At 49.3% G+C, this 15,505-nt stretch carries 13 protein-coding genes and 1 tRNA gene; all 14 read left to right on the forward strand.

Annotation, left to right across the window (positions count from 1 at the left end; translation table 11 throughout):
• On the forward strand, positions 1–95 hold a 95-nt coding region (locus P771_RS18600), incomplete at its 5' end, for an EF-Tu C-terminal domain-related protein (protein WP_479686548.1).
• Between the two features lie 9 nt (positions 96–104).
• A complete protein-coding gene (gene rpmG / locus P771_RS18605; protein WP_084301567.1) occupies positions 105–254 on the forward strand; it encodes a 50S ribosomal protein L33 in 150 nt (49 codons plus the stop codon).
• Positions 255–266: 12 nt separating this feature from the next.
• Positions 267–343 (forward strand) — tRNA-Trp (locus P771_RS0101000).
• A gap of 20 nt (positions 344–363) precedes the next feature.
• Positions 364–603, forward strand: coding sequence for a preprotein translocase subunit SecE (gene secE / locus P771_RS0101005; RefSeq protein ID WP_028573671.1), 240 nt, complete (start codon positions 364–366; stop codon positions 601–603).
• A gap of 9 nt (positions 604–612) precedes the next feature.
• Positions 613–1,158 carry a transcription termination/antitermination protein NusG gene (gene nusG / locus P771_RS0101010; RefSeq protein ID WP_028573672.1) on the forward strand — a complete coding sequence of 182 codons (546 nt, stop codon included), beginning with the start codon at positions 613–615 and terminating at the stop codon, positions 1,156–1,158.
• An 18-nt stretch (positions 1,159–1,176) separates the two neighbouring features.
• Positions 1,177–1,602 carry a 50S ribosomal protein L11 gene (rplK, locus tag P771_RS0101015; RefSeq protein WP_028573673.1) on the forward strand — a complete coding sequence of 142 codons (426 nt, stop codon included), beginning with the start codon at positions 1,177–1,179 and terminating at the stop codon, positions 1,600–1,602.
• Positions 1,603–1,622: 20 nt separating this feature from the next.
• Positions 1,623–2,327 (forward strand): 50S ribosomal protein L1, encoded by a 705-nt coding sequence (gene rplA, locus P771_RS0101020; protein WP_028573674.1) that lies wholly within the window; start codon positions 1,623–1,625, stop codon positions 2,325–2,327.
• A 128-nt stretch (positions 2,328–2,455) separates the two neighbouring features.
• Entirely contained in the window at positions 2,456–2,977 is a 522-nt protein-coding gene (gene rplJ / locus P771_RS0101025) for a 50S ribosomal protein L10 (RefSeq protein ID WP_028573675.1), read from the forward strand.
• Positions 2,978–3,009: 32 nt separating this feature from the next.
• Positions 3,010–3,402 (forward strand): 50S ribosomal protein L7/L12, encoded by a 393-nt coding sequence (rplL, locus tag P771_RS0101030; RefSeq protein WP_028573676.1) that lies wholly within the window; start codon positions 3,010–3,012, stop codon positions 3,400–3,402.
• Positions 3,403–3,939: 537 nt separating this feature from the next.
• The gene (rpoB, locus tag P771_RS0101040) at positions 3,940–8,034 is read left to right on the forward strand and encodes a DNA-directed RNA polymerase subunit beta (RefSeq protein WP_028573677.1); all 4,095 of its coding nucleotides are present in this window, start codon (positions 3,940–3,942) and stop codon (positions 8,032–8,034) included.
• A gap of 70 nt (positions 8,035–8,104) precedes the next feature.
• Positions 8,105–12,265, forward strand: coding sequence for a DNA-directed RNA polymerase subunit beta' (gene rpoC, locus P771_RS0101045; RefSeq protein ID WP_028573678.1), 4,161 nt, complete (start codon positions 8,105–8,107; stop codon positions 12,263–12,265).
• A 91-nt stretch (positions 12,266–12,356) separates the two neighbouring features.
• A complete protein-coding gene (rpsL, locus tag P771_RS0101050; RefSeq protein WP_028573679.1) occupies positions 12,357–12,728 on the forward strand; it encodes a 30S ribosomal protein S12 in 372 nt (123 codons plus the stop codon).
• Between the two features lie 21 nt (positions 12,729–12,749).
• On the forward strand, positions 12,750–13,220 hold the full coding sequence (rpsG, locus tag P771_RS0101055; protein ID WP_028573680.1) for a 30S ribosomal protein S7: 471 nt from the start codon (positions 12,750–12,752) through the stop codon (positions 13,218–13,220).
• 137 nt (positions 13,221–13,357) lie between these two features.
• Positions 13,358–15,430: an elongation factor G gene (fusA, locus tag P771_RS0101060; RefSeq protein WP_028573681.1), complete on the forward strand. Its 2,073-nt coding sequence runs from the start codon at positions 13,358–13,360 to the stop codon at positions 15,428–15,430.
• Positions 15,431–15,505 lie beyond the last annotated feature (75 nt).

Below are 15,505 nucleotides of genomic sequence, written 5' to 3' on the forward strand. Positions count from 1 at the left end.
TCGCGCCCATCGCTATGGAGCCCGGTCTTCGTTTTGCAATCCGCGAGGGCGGCCGGACAGTTGGTGCCGGTGTTGTCTCGGAAATTACGGAGTAAGCATACGTCATGCGCATCAATATCCTTCTCGCATGCAGCGAGTGTAAAAGAAGAAATTACGCTACTTCCAAGAACAAAAAGAACACCACTTCCAAGCTGGAGTTGAAAAAATTCTGCCCCTTCTGCGGTAAACATCTTCCGCACAAGGAAACCAAGTAGCGTTCTCCATGCAGGCCAGTAGCTCGAAATGGTAGAGCATCGGACTCCAAATCCGAGGGCTGGGGGTTCGAGTCCCTCCTGGCCTGCCATATTTAATGAGCAGGACTAAATGTCAAAAAAGAAAAAAAGCGAAGCCACCGAGCCAAAGGGTGGAGTCCAGAGCAGGCTTCAGGGTACCAAGGAGTACCTTGAAGAGGTAAAGGGTGAACTAAAAAAGGTCACCTGGCCAACCCGCAAGGAGACCCTGAGCACAGGAGTAGCTGTTGTTGTTCTGGTGGTCATAATCTCTATCTACCTGGGAGTTCTTGATTTTGGACTGTCCAGGCTGGTCGGCTTAATTCTGCCCTAGAAGGAACTCATGGAAGAAACAACAACCAGAACCAGATGGTATATTGTACACACCTATTCAGGGTATGAGCAGCGCGTGGAAAAGACCATCAGGGAGATGATGAGGACAGGTCAGGACAAAGGGCTTATAGAGGAGATTGTTGTCCCCACTGAAAAGGTGGTTGAGCTGGTCAAGGGTCAGAAAAAGACTTCCACCCGGAAGTTTTTTCCTGGATACGTCCTGGTGAAGATGATTCTTAATGATGACTCCTGGCATCTTGTTCAATCCATTCCCAAGGTCACTGGTTTCATCGGGGGCAAAAACAGGCCGACCCCCCTGACTGACAAAGAGGCAGAAAAGATTCTGACTACTGTCGAGTCCCGCAAAGAGCAGCCCCGTCCCAAGTTCCACTTTGTCCGGGGAGATGAAATAAGGGTCATTGACGGGCCCTTTGCTAATTTCAACGGTGTTGTTGAAGATGTGAATTATGATAAAGGAAAGCTGAAGGTGTCCGTCTCCATATTTGGGAGGCAGACCCCGGTAGAGCTAGATTTTGTTCAGGTTTCAAAAAGCTGAGATTTAGAGGTACGTTAAATGGCCAAAAAAGAAATGGCAAAAATCAAACTGCAGATTCCTGCAGGTGCAGCAAATCCGTCACCTCCTGTTGGCCCGGCCCTGGGTCAGCACGGGGTGAATATAATGGAGTTCTGCAAGGCTTTCAATGCCAAGACACAGGACAGCAAGGGAATGGTAATCCCTGTAGTGATCACTGTTTACCAGGACAGATCCTTCAGCTTCATCACCAAGACCCCTCCCGCAGCTATACTTCTGCTGAAGGCAGCCAAGCTGGACAAGGGCTCGGGCGAACCCAACAAGAACAAGGTTGGCAAAGTCACCAAAGCCCAGGTTGAGGAGATAGCGAATTTAAAGATGCCCGATCTTAATGCTGCGGATGTTAAAGCTGCTGCTAAAACTATAATGGGAACTGCCAAAAGCATGGGCATTGAGGTAGAAAAATAGTTCCAAGAGGTAAAACGCCAATGCCGAAACATGGTAAGAAATATAATAATTCCAGAGTGAAAATCGATTCCAACCAGAGGATGCCGGTTCAGGATGGGGTCAAGCTGGCCCTGGAGGCTGCTTATGCCAACTTTGACGAGACAGTTGACGTGTCCGTAAGGCTTGGTGTCAATCCCAAGTATGCTGATCAGATGGTCAGAGGAGCAGTCAGTCTGCCCCATGGTCTGGGCAAGGATGTCAGGGTGATTGCCTTCTGTAAGGGAGAAAAGGAAGCAGAAGCCAAAGAGGCTGGTGCTGAAGCAGTTGGCGCAGAGGATCTGGTGGAAAAGATCAAGGAAGGCTGGCTGGAGTTTGACAAGGCTGTAGCAACCCCGGATATGATGGCTCATGTCGGCAAGATCGGCAGGGTCCTGGGGCCACGAGGCCTTATGCCTAACGCCAAGACAGGTACGGTCACCTTTGATCTGGGCAATGCCATCAAAGAGCTCAAGGCCGGGAAGGTCGAGTTCAAAGTGGACAAGGCCGGAATCGTACATGCTCCTCTGGGCAAGGTTTCCTTTGGTCCTGAGAAAATTCTGGACAACCTGAAGGCCTTGATTGAAACCCTGCAGAAGCTTAAACCATCTTCTGCCAAGGGTTCTTACTTCAAGGGAATTGCCGTATCCACAACCATGGGGCCTGGAGTTAAAATCGATTCTGCCAGCCTCAGGGATCTCAAGGACTAGCCCGGCATCCACGGCAGCAATTCACGACTTCAAATATTTTTATGAGTCAGAGACAACAGGTGGGTCAGACCCTTAATTTCCTGTCGAGACTGCTTTGGCTCAATTTTGAGATAAAGTGAGGTGATCCAGTGAACAGAGAGGAAAAGGCACGAATTATTGAAGACATCCGGGAAAAGGCTGATAAAGCCTGCATAGCGGTTGTCACTGATTTCAAGGGCATGTCCGTTGAGGAGATGACTGATCTGCGCAGGGTGCTGCGCAGCAGTAATGTTGAGTATCAGGTTGTTAAAAACACGTTGGCAAGAATTGCCTTTGAAGAAACTCAGCATGAGGGCGTCAAGGACAAGTTCAAAGAGTGCTGTGCCATAGCCTTTGGCTATGATGATCCAGTGGTTGCGGCAAAGATTCTGGTTGACTTTGAGAAGAAGAGTAAGAAGTTCCAAGCCCGTTTCGCCAGTCTTGACGGAAAGTATCTTGAAGCATCGTCTCTCAAGGATCTTTCAGAACTGCCCGGTCGCGAAGAACTGCTGGCCAGGACTCTGGGAACCATGAATGCAGTTCCCACCAATTTTGTATCCCTGTTTGCCAACCTGATTCGGGGCATGATGAATGCCCTTAACGGGATCAAAGAGCAGAAAGAAGAACAGTAAAGAGCCAAAGTATCATTTTTAAGGAGGATTCAATGTCTGATATTTCCAAGGAACAGGTAATTGATTTTATTTCCAACATGACTGTGTTGGAACTCTCAGAGTTCATTAAAGAACTTGAAGAGAAGTTTGGTGTGTCTGCAGCAGCACCTGTGGCAGCAGTAGCAGCCATGCCAGGGGCTGGAGGCGGTGATGCAGCCCCTGCAGAAGAGGAACAGACTGAGTTTGACGTGGTCCTGAAGGAAGTTGGCGGCAACAAGATCGCCGTGATCAAGGCTGTTCGTGCTCTGACCAGCCTGGGACTGAAAGAGGCCAAAGCCAAAGTAGACGAACTCCCCTCTGCCATCAAGGAAGCAGTTTCAAAGGAAGAGGCTGAAGAAGCCAAAAAGCAGCTTGAAGAAGCCGGCGCAGTCGTCGAAGTCAAGTAATCTGTCAGGCAACCAGGGTTGCCTGTTTTTGTCAGGGTTTAGAGAGCACAATATCAATGGATACTTGTGCTCTCTAACCTATTTGTTTTTTTGAGAATATTTTTTATATGTTTATAACGGACTCTGGAAAAATACAACAAAAATTAACCATCTCCGACCAGATGGGGTGCCTGGTCTTTTTGCTCAGGTGCTGCCCTGGTCAGTCCGGAATAGTGAGCAGGTATCCTGCTGATGCTTCTGTTATTTCAGGCAGGGTATAGCTTTATAATATGTTTTTGAATGGAGTTGAATCCCGGGTCGGTACGGATCTGCAGATCCCTTTTCAATTCATCCAGTGCAAACGGACTTCAGCCCCTGGATTTCAACTTGTCCACAAAGCTCTCTTCAACCATAACAAAATTTCGTCTTTAAAACTTTTCTCCAAGAAACCAATAAACAGTAGATTAGATATGTTGAGACCTGGTTTTGCCGGTCAAATATATTAGTTCATGCCTTTCAAGGACTTTGTTTCAAACCTTACCTTAACGCGAGGATAACATGGCACTATTCACCAAAAAATTCGGCCAGATTAAATATACCTTGGGGGTCCCTCATCTGTTAAATCTTCAGCTGAGCTCTTTCCAGGATCTCATGCAGGAAGATGTTGACCCGGCCAGCAGGGCTGACAAGGGACTGGAAGGAGTATTCCGGTCAGTATTTCCCATTGAGGATTTTAACAAGACCGCTACTCTGGAGTTTGTGAGCTATGAGATTTCCCAGCCCAAATATGATGTGGGAGAGTGTCTGTCCAAAGGTCTGACCTATGAAGCACCCATCCGGATCAAGGTAAGGCTCATTGTGTACGACGTGGATGAAGAGTCCGGTAACAGGACCGTCCGAGATATCAAAGAACAGGATATTTATTTCGGAACCATCCCCCTGATGACTACCAAGGGAACTTTTGTCATCAATGGTACAGAGCGGGTAATAGTCAACCAGCTTCAAAGGTCGCCCGGGATTATTTTTGAACATGATTCAGGCAGGACCCATTCGAGCCGGAAAGTACTTTACAGCTCCCGCATAATTCCCATGCGTGGGTCATGGCTTGATTTTGAGTTTGATCACAAGGATATATTTTATGTCCGTATTGATCGCCGGCGGAAAATGTACGCCACCATTCTACTCAAGGCCATGGGCATGACCAGTGAAGAAATTCTTGATTATTTTTATGAAAAAGAAACCTTACGCTTTGAAAGTGGCCGGGTCTACCGGAAGATCCTGGCTGAGCACTATCGCAAGGAGAACGCCTTTGAGGATATTGAGGATCAGGAAGGCAATGTCATTGTAAAAAAAGGCCGACCCATCACCAAAAGGGCCTGGAAACAACTGATCAAGTCCGGGATAGAATTTATTGAGATAGACCAGCATCAGTTGACTGCACAGTATGTCGCCCGGGATCTGATTCACCCTGAAACCGGTGAGGTCATGGCTGAGATGGGCGACTCCTTAAACCCGGATCTGGTTCAGAACATCTTTGAAGCCAAGATTAAGGAAATGCAGATATTGTATACTGCAGGACAGGATGTTTCATCATCCATCCGGGATACTCTCAAACTTGACAAGACCCAGGATATGCTTGAGGCCCAGGTCGAAATCTACAAGAGGCTCAGGCCCAGTTCTCCGCCTACGCCGGAAATTGCCTCCAGCTTTTTTGACAACCTGTTTCGCAATCCAGACTATTACGACCTTTCCCCTGTTGGAAGATACAAGCTCAATTCCAGGCTTGGGCTGGATCTGCCCATGGACTTCAAGACCCTGTCCAACGAAGATATATTGAGGGTCATCAAGCATCTGACCAGGCTCAAAGATACCCACGGTCCTGCAGATGATATAGACTATCTGGGCAACAGACGGGTCCGTCCGGTTGGAGAGCTGGTGGAAAACCAGTACAGGATAGGCCTGGTCCGTATGGAAAGGGCGGTGAAGGAGCGGATGAGTCTTCAGGAAGTAGCCACTCTCATGCCCCATGATCTGATTAACCCCAAGCCGGTGACTGCGGTGCTTAAGGAGTTTTTCGGAACTTCACAGCTCTCTCAGTTTATGGATCAGACCAATCCCCTGTCTGAAGTAACCCACAAGCGCCGGCTTTCTGCTCTGGGCCCAGGTGGACTTACCCGGGAAAGGGCTGGTTTTGAAGTCAGAGATGTGCATCCCAGCCACTACGGGCGAATATGTCCCATTGAGACACCCGAAGGACCCAATATCGGGCTTATAGTCTCCCTTACCACCCATGCCCAGGTTAATGATTTTGGATTCATCGAGACTCCTTACAGACTGGTCAAGAATAATAAGGTTACAGACGAGATAGTTTACCTGGATGCATCCCGGGAGCAGGACCAGATCATTGCTCAGGCTAATGCGCCTATTGATGATCAGGGCCGTTTCACCACTGACCTGGTATCAGCGAGGATTCACGGAGAGTTCAACCTGGTTCCCAAGGAAGAGGTTACCCTCATGGACATTTCACCCAGCCAGATTGTGTCCATCTCTTCTTCCCTTATTCCATTCCTGGAGCACGATGATGCCAACCGCGCCCTCATGGGATCCAACATGCAGCGCCAGGCGGTCCCTTTGCTCAGGTCAGAGCAGCCCCTGGTGGGCACAGGCATGGAGGGGATCGTGGCCAGAGATTCAGGAAGCTGCGTGGCATCTGAAGAAAATGGGGTGGTCAGGTTTGTGGATGCTGAAAAGGTCGTGGTCAGCTATGACCGGGAACTTTCTTCTGCCAAGGGTGATACCATATGCTATGAACTCCAGAAGTTTCATAAATCCAACCAGAACAGCTGTTTTGGCCAGAAGCCCCGTGTCCTCCCTGGTCAGGAAGTTCGAAAGGGGGATATCTTGGCTGATGGTCCGGGGATTATGGATGGCGAACTCGCCCTGGGTAAAAATCTCCTGGTGGCATTCATGCCTTGGTGCGGATATAATTTTGAAGACTCCATTCTCATATCCGAGCGCATGGTCAAGGACGATGTCTTTACATCAGTCCATATTGAGGAATTTGACGTCATTGCCAGGGACACCAAGCTCGGACCTGAAGAAATCACCAGGGACATCCCCAATGTAAGCGATGAAATGCTTAAAAACCTGGATGAGAGCGGCATTATCATGATCGGGGCCAAAGTCAAACAGGATGATATTCTGGTGGGCAAGATCACTCCCAAGGGTGAAACGCAGCTTACTCCTGAAGAAAGACTTTTGCGGGCCATATTCGGGGACAAGGCCCGGGACGTTAAAAATACATCTCTAAAGGTTCCTCCTGGAATTGAAGGCACTGTAATCGATGTCAAAGTCTTCAACCGCCGGTCCAGTGAAAAGGACGAGAGAACCAAGGCCATTGAGGATTACGAGCTGGAAAAACTGACCAAAAAGGAAGAGATACATATAACTTCCGTCACTGCCCAGGTCCGGGACAGAATGTGGAATATTGTTTCCGGAAAAAGGCTCGGGATGACCATCATGGGTAGAAAAAAGGGTGAGGTCCTGGCAGAGGCCAACCAGACCCTGAAAAGAGAAGATCTTGACAGCATTCCGGTCAAAAAACTTGCCGGGGCCTTTGCAGGCAAGGATGTGAACGAGGCAGTTGGAGATGTTCTAGCTACTTATGAGAATCAGCTTCGACTGATTCAAAACCTCTATCACCAGAAAAAGGAAAAGGCTGTTGAGGGGGATGATCTTCCTCCAGGCGTGACCAAAATGGTCAAAGTCTTTATCGCTGTTAAGAGGAAACTTAATGTCGGGGATAAGATGGCTGGCCGGCACGGGAACAAGGGGGTTGTTTCCTGCATTCTTCCTGAAGAGGACATGCCTTTTTTTGCCGACGGCACCCCAGTGGATATTGTGCTCAATCCCCTTGGCGTTCCTTCCCGGATGAACATAGGCCAGATTATGGAAACCCACCTGGGGTGGGCAGCCAAGGAGCTCGGCAGACAGCTGGCTTCCATGGTCGATTCAGGTATAGATGTCAAAATGCTTCGCAAGGAAATCAGCCAGATTTTCGATTCACCGGAAATTGATTCCCTGGCTGAAACCCTGGATGACCAGGCCTTTGTTGAAGCAGTTAAGGAACTGCGCTCGGGGATTATCACCAAGACCCCTGTCTTTGACGGAGCTGAAGAAGATCATATCTGGTCCTGGCTGGAACGGGCAGGCTTGAGCGATGACGGCAAGTCAGTCCTTTTTGACGGAAGGACAGGTGATCCGTTCAAGAACCGGGTCACTGTGGGATATATGTATATGCTCAAGCTTCATCATCTGGTGGATGAAAAAATACATGCCAGGTCGACCGGTCCTTACTCCCTGGTTACCCAGCAGCCTCTTGGAGGAAAGGCCCAGTTCGGCGGCCAGAGGCTGGGTGAAATGGAAGTCTGGGCCATTGAAGCCTACGGGGCAGCTTACCTGCTTCAGGAATTTCTCACTGTCAAGTCCGACGATGTCACCGGCAGGGTCAACATGTACGAGAAGATCGTCAAAGGAAACAACTTCCTTGAGTCGGCCATGCCCGAGTCATTCAACGTGCTGATTAAGGAACTCATGGCCCTTGGCCTTGACGTGGAACTGCTCCAGGATGAGAAAAAGAAACTGGGTAAATAGACTCGGGGTCATTTGAAATCCATTTTGTTTTACTGTTAAGAAACTATTTTACATATATGAGGACAGGGATATGAGTTTAGACGATCTTTTCTCCCAGAGGTCATCAAGCACCACCACTATTTCAGGAAAAGAACTCAAGGGGATCAAGATAAGGGTTGCTTCGCCGGAAAAAGTCCGGGAATGGTCCTTCGGAGAGGTGAAAAAGCCCGAGACCATCAATTACAGGACCTTTAAGCCTGAACGGGATGGTCTGTTCTGCGCCAAAATATTCGGGCCGGTCAAGGACTATGAGTGCAATTGCGGCAAATACAAGCGCATGAAACACAGAGGCATTGTCTGTGAAAAGTGTGGTGTGGAAGTTATCGCCTCCAAGGTCAGACGGGACCGCATGGGGCATATAGAGCTTGCCGCTCCTGTTGCTCATATCTGGTTTCTCAAGAGCCTGCCTTCCAAGATTGGCACCCTGCTGGACATGACCATGGCGGACATGGAAAAAGTTCTTTACTTCGACGCCTATATGGTCATTGATCCCGGCCAGACCTCCCTTACCCAAAAACAGGTTATTTCCGAGGAACAGTACCTGCAGATTATTGATACCTTTGGCGAAGACGCCATAAAAGTAGGTATGGGGGCAGAGGTGGTCAGGGACTTGCTGACAGAGATCGATCTGGAAAAGCTCAAAAATGAGCTTCGGGAGGAATCCCAGGCCACCCGCTCCCAGACTAAAAAGAAGAAGATCGCCAAGCGTCTCAAGATCGTGGAAGCCTTTCTGGAATCCGAGAACAAGTGCGAATGGATGATCATGGAAGCCATACCTGTGATTCCACCTGAATTAAGACCACTGGTCCCGCTGGATGGCGGCAGGTTTGCAACTTCTGATCTAAATGACCTTTACCGCAGGGTGATCAACAGAAACAACCGTTTGCGCAGGCTTCTGGAACTCGGAGCACCGGATATAATCATTCGAAATGAAAAGCGGATGCTCCAGGAAGCAGTAGACGCTCTTTTTGACAATGGCCGCAGAGGCAGGGCCATTACCGGAACCAATGGCCGTCCTCTCAAGTCCCTTTCAGACATGATCAAGGGCAAGCAGGGAAGATTCAGGCAGAATCTCCTGGGTAAGCGGGTTGACTACTCTGGTCGTTCAGTCATTGTGGTTGGTCCCAATCTTAAGCTGCACCAGTGCGGTCTACCTAAGAAAATGGCTTTGGAACTGTTCAAGCCATTTCTGTATTCCAAGCTGGAAGAAAAAGGCCATGCCAGCACCATCAAAAGTGCCAAAAAAATGGTTGAACGCAGTGACGTAGTGGTCTGGGACATCCTTGATGAAGTGGTCAAGGAATACCCTATTTTGCTCAACCGCGCTCCTACTCTTCATCGTCTGGGAATTCAAGCCTTTGAGCCGGTCCTGGTGGAAGGAAAGGCCATAAGGCTCCATCCCCTGGTATGTTCGGCCTTTAATGCTGATTTTGACGGTGACCAGATGGCTGTACATGTTCCATTGTCCATTGAAGCCCAGGTTGAGTGCAGGGTGTTGATCATGTCCAGCAATAATATCCTTTCTCCGGCTAATGGTGAACCCATTATCCTTCCTTCCCAGGATATAGTGCTTGGTCTTTACTATCTGACTGTTGATAGGTCTTTTGAAAAAGGTGAAGGCAAAATATTCTCCGACCGAAGTGAGGTCATTTCCGCTTTTGATGCCGGATGTGTGGACCTCCACGCCAGGATCAAGGTCCGTATCGACAAAAAGCTGGTGGATACTACGCCCGGTCGGGTCATGGTCAGCGAGATCCTGCCTGATGAAGTCCCCTTTGAACTGGTGAACTGCCTCTTGACCAAGAAGACCATTGCCAGACTGGTGGGTGAAACTTACCGCCGCGCCGGGACAAAGGCTACGGTAATTCTCAGCGACAGGCTCAAAGATATGGGATACGAGTACTCCACCCGGGCGGGCATCACCATCGGGGTCAAAGATTTGAAGATACCCGAGACCAAGGAAAAAATCCTGTCCTCATCCCAGGAACTGGTCAATGAAATCGAAAACCAGTACCGCGAAGGAATTATTACCAGAACCGAAAAATACAATAAGATTGTTGATGTCTGGACCAAGGCGACCAATGATATTGCCGCCAAGATGATGCAGGACATTTCCAAGGATATCTTGACCGACCCGGCTACAGGTCGCCAGGAAGAGAATGTAAGTCTCAACCCCATTTACATGATGTCCAACTCCGGGGCCAGGGGGAACAAGGATCAGATGCGGCAGCTTTCCGGGATGCGGGGTCTTATGGCCAAGCCTTCAGGAGAAATCATTGAAACACCCATTACCTCCTGCTTCAGAGAGGGACTGACTGTCCTTCAGTACTTTACATCGACTCATGGAGCCAGAAAGGGCCTTGCGGACACCGCCCTTAAAACAGCCAATTCAGGCTATCTGACCAGAAGATTGGTTGATGTTGTCCAGGACGTTGTTGTTGCTGAGTTTGACTGCGGAACTGTTGATGGTATTGAGATTTCACATCTCATGAAATCGGGAGAGATTCAGGAAAAAGTCAGTGAAAGGACTCTCGGGCGGATTGCCATGTACGATGTCCTGGACCCTGAAAGCGGTGATATCATTGTTACCTCCAATGAAATGATCACAGAAGAAGCTGCCCGGAAAATTGACCAGGCCGGCATCAACATCCTGAACATACGCTCTACCTTGAGCTGCAAAACAAAAAGGGGAATATGCGCCCTTTGTTACGGCAGGGATCTGGCCAGGGGCCACCTGGTGAACGTCGGCGAAACCGTTGGCATCATTGCGGCTCAGTCCATTGGAGAACCCGGCACCCAGCTTACCATGCGTACTTTCCATATTGGAGGCACTGCTTCCAAGGAGATAGAGCGTTCAAACATCAAAGCCCAGAATGCCGGCCACGTAGTGTTTGCCAGGGTCAGGACCGTTGAGAATTCCAAAGGTGAGTTCATGGTTCTGGGCAAGAGCGGACAGGTCAAAATCGTGGATGACCAGGGCCGGGAGAGGGAAAAGTATTTTCTTCCCTCCGGTGCCAAGCTGTTTGTCAAGGCCGATCAAGAGGTAAAGAAAGGAGACTTTCTGGCTGAATGGGATCCGTTTAACGAGCCGTTTGTTACTGACGTCAGCGGTCGGATCAAGTTTACTGACATCATCGAAGGCAGGACTTTCCAGGAAAAGGTTGACGAGACCACCTCACGGGCTACCAGGACGATTACAGAGTATCGCTCCACCAACTTCAGACCCAGCATTTCCATCTGCGATGCCAAAGGCAATGTTAAGCTGCGCCCTGGAACAACTTCTGAAGCTGTTTTTCAGCTACCAGTTGGAGCTATTTTAATGCTCAATGATGGCGATGAGGTCCAGGCTGGAGACGTAATAGCCAGGAAGCCCAGGGAATCCTCAAAAACCAAGGATATCGTTGGTGGTCTGCCCAGGGTGGCTGAACTCTTTGAAGTCAGAAAACCCAAGGATCAGGCCATAGTTACTGAAATTGACGGCATTGTATCCTTTGGTCCTGAATCCAAAGGCAAAAGAAAGATCATAATAAGTCCAGAAACTGGAGAACCTAAGGAATATCTGATTCCTAAGGGCAGGCACATTACGGTTCAGGAAGGAGACTTTGTCGAGGCCGGTGAGTTGATCACTGAAGGAAACCCCGACCTGCACGATATTCTGAAGATCAAAGGAGAGAAGTATCTGGCCAATTATCTGGTTGAGGAAATCCAGGATGTATACAGATTCCAGGGTGTTCAGATTAATGATAAACACATTGAGGTCATTGTCCGGCAGATGCTCAAAAAGGTTCAGATAATTGACCCTGGAGATACAGGTTTTCTTATTGGTCAGCAGGTGGAAAAGATGTCCTTTATGCAGGAAAATGAAAAATGCATCAAAAGAGGTGAAAATCCAGCCATGGCCGAGCCCCTTGTCCTGGGGATCACCCAGGCTTCTCTTACCACTGAGTCCTTTATCTCAGCAGCCTCATTTCAGGAAACAACAAAAGTGCTTACTGAAGCCGCTCTGATGGCCAAGGTGGACAAGCTGCGAGGTCTCAAGGAGAATGTTATTGTGGGCAGGCTGGTTCCGGCCGGCACCGGATTCAGACCATACGTCAACAGTGATATTGCTGTTCCTGAACAGCCTGAGAATCCCGACCGGTTCCTGGAGGAGCTGGATGAAGAAGTTTTTAATGGACAGATCGGGAGATAGTTGAGCCCGATACTAGATTTTTCTTGACAAGGGTACGCCCTTAAACTAACTGCTACTTGTTTCAGCAAGCAGAATAAATAATGGAGGATATATGCCGACCATAAATCAGCTGGTCAGGAAATCCCGGGACCAAGTAATTAAGAGTAAGAAAAGGGCTGCCCTTCAGGAGTGCCCTCAGAAAAGAGGCGTATGCGTCAGGGTTTACACCACCACACCCAAAAAGCCCAACTCAGCTTTGCGCAAAGTAGCCAGGGTCAGGCTGACCAACGGCATAGAAGTCACCTCATACATACCCGGAGAAGGGCACAACCTTCAGGAGCATTCTGTGGTCATGATCCAGGGTGGCCGTGTCAAGGACCTTCCCGGTGTCCGGTACAGGATTATCAGGGGTACCCTGGATACTTCCGGAGTCCAGGATCGGCGTAAGAGCAGATCCAAATATGGCGCCAAGAGACCGAAATAACAAAATAAGGGAGATATAATAATGCCACGCAAGGGTCCAATCCCCAAAAGAATGGTTCTTCCTGATCCAGCCTATGGAAGCCGCGTTCTGACCAAATTCGTCAACAGGCTTATGGTGGACGGTAAGAAGAGCATTGCGGAAAAACTTCTGTACAAGGCCATAGAAGAGCTGGGCCAGAAGACCGGTGAGGAGCCCATTAAGGCGTTTCATCAGGTTATTGATAATGTCAAGCCTCAGATGGAGGTTAAGTCCAGAAGAGTAGGGGGTGCAACCTATCAGGTCCCCATGGAGGTTCGTCCGGATCGACAGGAGGCCCTGGCCATTCGCTGGCTGGTTACTTACTCCAGGTCCCGGGGAGAGCAGGGTATGGAAAAAAAGCTGGCTGCTGAACTGCTTGATGCATTCAATGGCCGGGGTGGAGCCATTAAAAAGAAAGAGGATACGCACCGTATGGCTGAGGCCAACAAGGCCTTTGCTCACTACAGGTGGTAGTTTTTTGATAAGGGCAATGGCTCTTGTCATAAGCAGGTTATTTGCACCCGTCGGGGTTTGAGTCCTGATGGGTGATTTTTATGCGCGCAGGCGCTGATACATTTAATCCGTAACGGATTTATTTTTGGGAGATTATAGTGGGAAGGCTTGTACCAATCGAAAGGCAGCGCAATATCGGGATCATGGCCCATATTGACGCCGGGAAAACAACAACAACCGAAAGAATTCTATTCTATACCGGTATATCGCACAAGCTGGGTGAAACCCATGATGGCCAGGCCACCATGGACTGGATGGAGCAGGAGCAGGAGCGCGGGATTACCATAACTTCTGCCGCAACCACCTGCTTTTGGAAGGATCACCGGATCAATATAATTGATACTCCGGGACATGTGGATTTCACAATAGAGGTAGAGCGTTCCCTGAGAGTTCTTGACGGAAGTGTTGCAGTTTTCTGCGCTGTTGGTGGAGTAGAGCCTCAGTCTGAGACAGTCTGGCGTCAGGCTGATCGATACCATGTACCCAGGCTGGCCTTTGTCAACAAGATGGACAGAACCGGAGCTGATTTTTTCCGGGTGGTGGATATGATCAGGGACAGACTCAAGGCCAAGCCTGTTCCTTTGCAGATCCCCATGGGGGCTGAAGACTCTTTCAGGGGTTTAGTTGATCTGGTTCTGGGCAAGGCCCTGATCTTCAACGACCAGACCCAGGGAAAAGAGTTCGAAGTGAGCGAAATCCCTGCAGAGCTGCAGGAAGATTTTGAAAAGTGGCGTCAATACCTTGTTGAGGCCATAGCTGAGGAAGATGAGGTCCTGCTGGAAAAGTATCTGTCCGGTGAAGATCTTGACCCTGAGGAGCTTGCCGACGGGATTCGCAAGGCCACTATTGCCTTGACCATCTGCCCGGTTCTTTGTGGCTCAGCCTTTAAGAATAAGGGGGTTCAGCCTCTCTTGGATGCCACTGTTTCTTATCTGCCCTCTCCGGTTGATATTACGGCAATTAAAGGTACTGTCCCGGATACCCAGGAGGAGGTTCTCTGCCCTCCAGAAGATGACAAGCCCTTGAGTGCACTGGCTTTCAAGCTTGCTTCTGACCCTTTTGTGGGTCACTTGACATTTCTGCGAATCTATTCTGGTCATATTGAATCCGGCATGACTGTTATCAATGCTGCTTCAGGTAAAAAGGAGCGCATTGGCCGTCTTTTGAAGATGCACGCCAACAAGAGGGAAGAGATCAAGTCAGCCTATGCCGGAGACATCGTTGCAGCAGTGGGTCTGAAATTTACAGCAACCGGAGAGACTCTCTGCGCTCCTGAGCGACCGGTTCTTCTTGAGTCCATGGAGTTTCCTGAACCGGTAATTGAAATAGCTATTGAGCCTAAGACCAAGACTGACCGGGATTCCCTCAGCAATGCCCTGCAGAAGCTATCCAAGGAAGATCCTTCCTTCAGGGTCAAGAGTGATGACGAAACCGGACAGACCCTGATTGCCGGTATGGGCGAGCTTCACCTGGAAATCATCGTTGACCGGCTTACCCGTGAGTTTAAGGTTGAGGCTAATGTTGGCAAGCCCAGGGTTGCGTATCGTGAAACAGTAACCAAGCCTGTCAAGCATGAAACCAAGTATATCAAGCAGTCGGGCGGGCGTGGACAGTACGGGCACGTAGTCATTGAACTGGAGCCTGCAGAGCCCGGCCAAGGCTACGAGTTTGTGAATTCGATAGTCGGCGGGGTTATCCCCAAAGAATATATTCCAGCTATTGACAAGGGTATCAAGGACGCTCTCAAGAGCGGTGTCATGGCCGGATATCCGGTGGTGGACCTTAAAGTGAACCTGGTTTATGGATCCTATCATGATGTAGATTCCTCGGAACAGGCTTTTTACATTGCCGGTTCCATGGCTCTTAAGGAGGCCTGCGCCAAAGCTTCTCCAGTCCTTCTTGAGCCTATTATGTTCATTGAGGTGCTTACCCCGGAGGAATATCTCGGGGATGTCATGGGCGATCTCAACGGGCGCCGCGGGAAAATTATTAGCCTTGAACCTAGAATGGGGACTCAGATTGTTCGGGCCCACGTGCCGTTAAGCAACATGTTCGGATATGCCACTGATATGCGCTCCAATACCCAGGGGCGGGCCACATATTCCATGCAGTTTGATCATTATGACAAGGTTCCGGCAAGTATTGCCGAGGAAATCCTTAAAAGTAAATAGGGGGAAGAGATGGGAAAGGCAAAGTTTGAGCGGAAGAAGCCGCATGTTAATATTGGCACGGTGGGTCACATTGAC

Source organism: Desulfonatronovibrio hydrogenovorans DSM 9292, assembly GCF_000686525.1.
Classification (GTDB): domain Bacteria; phylum Desulfobacterota; class Desulfovibrionia; order Desulfovibrionales; family Desulfonatronovibrionaceae; genus Desulfonatronovibrio; species Desulfonatronovibrio hydrogenovorans.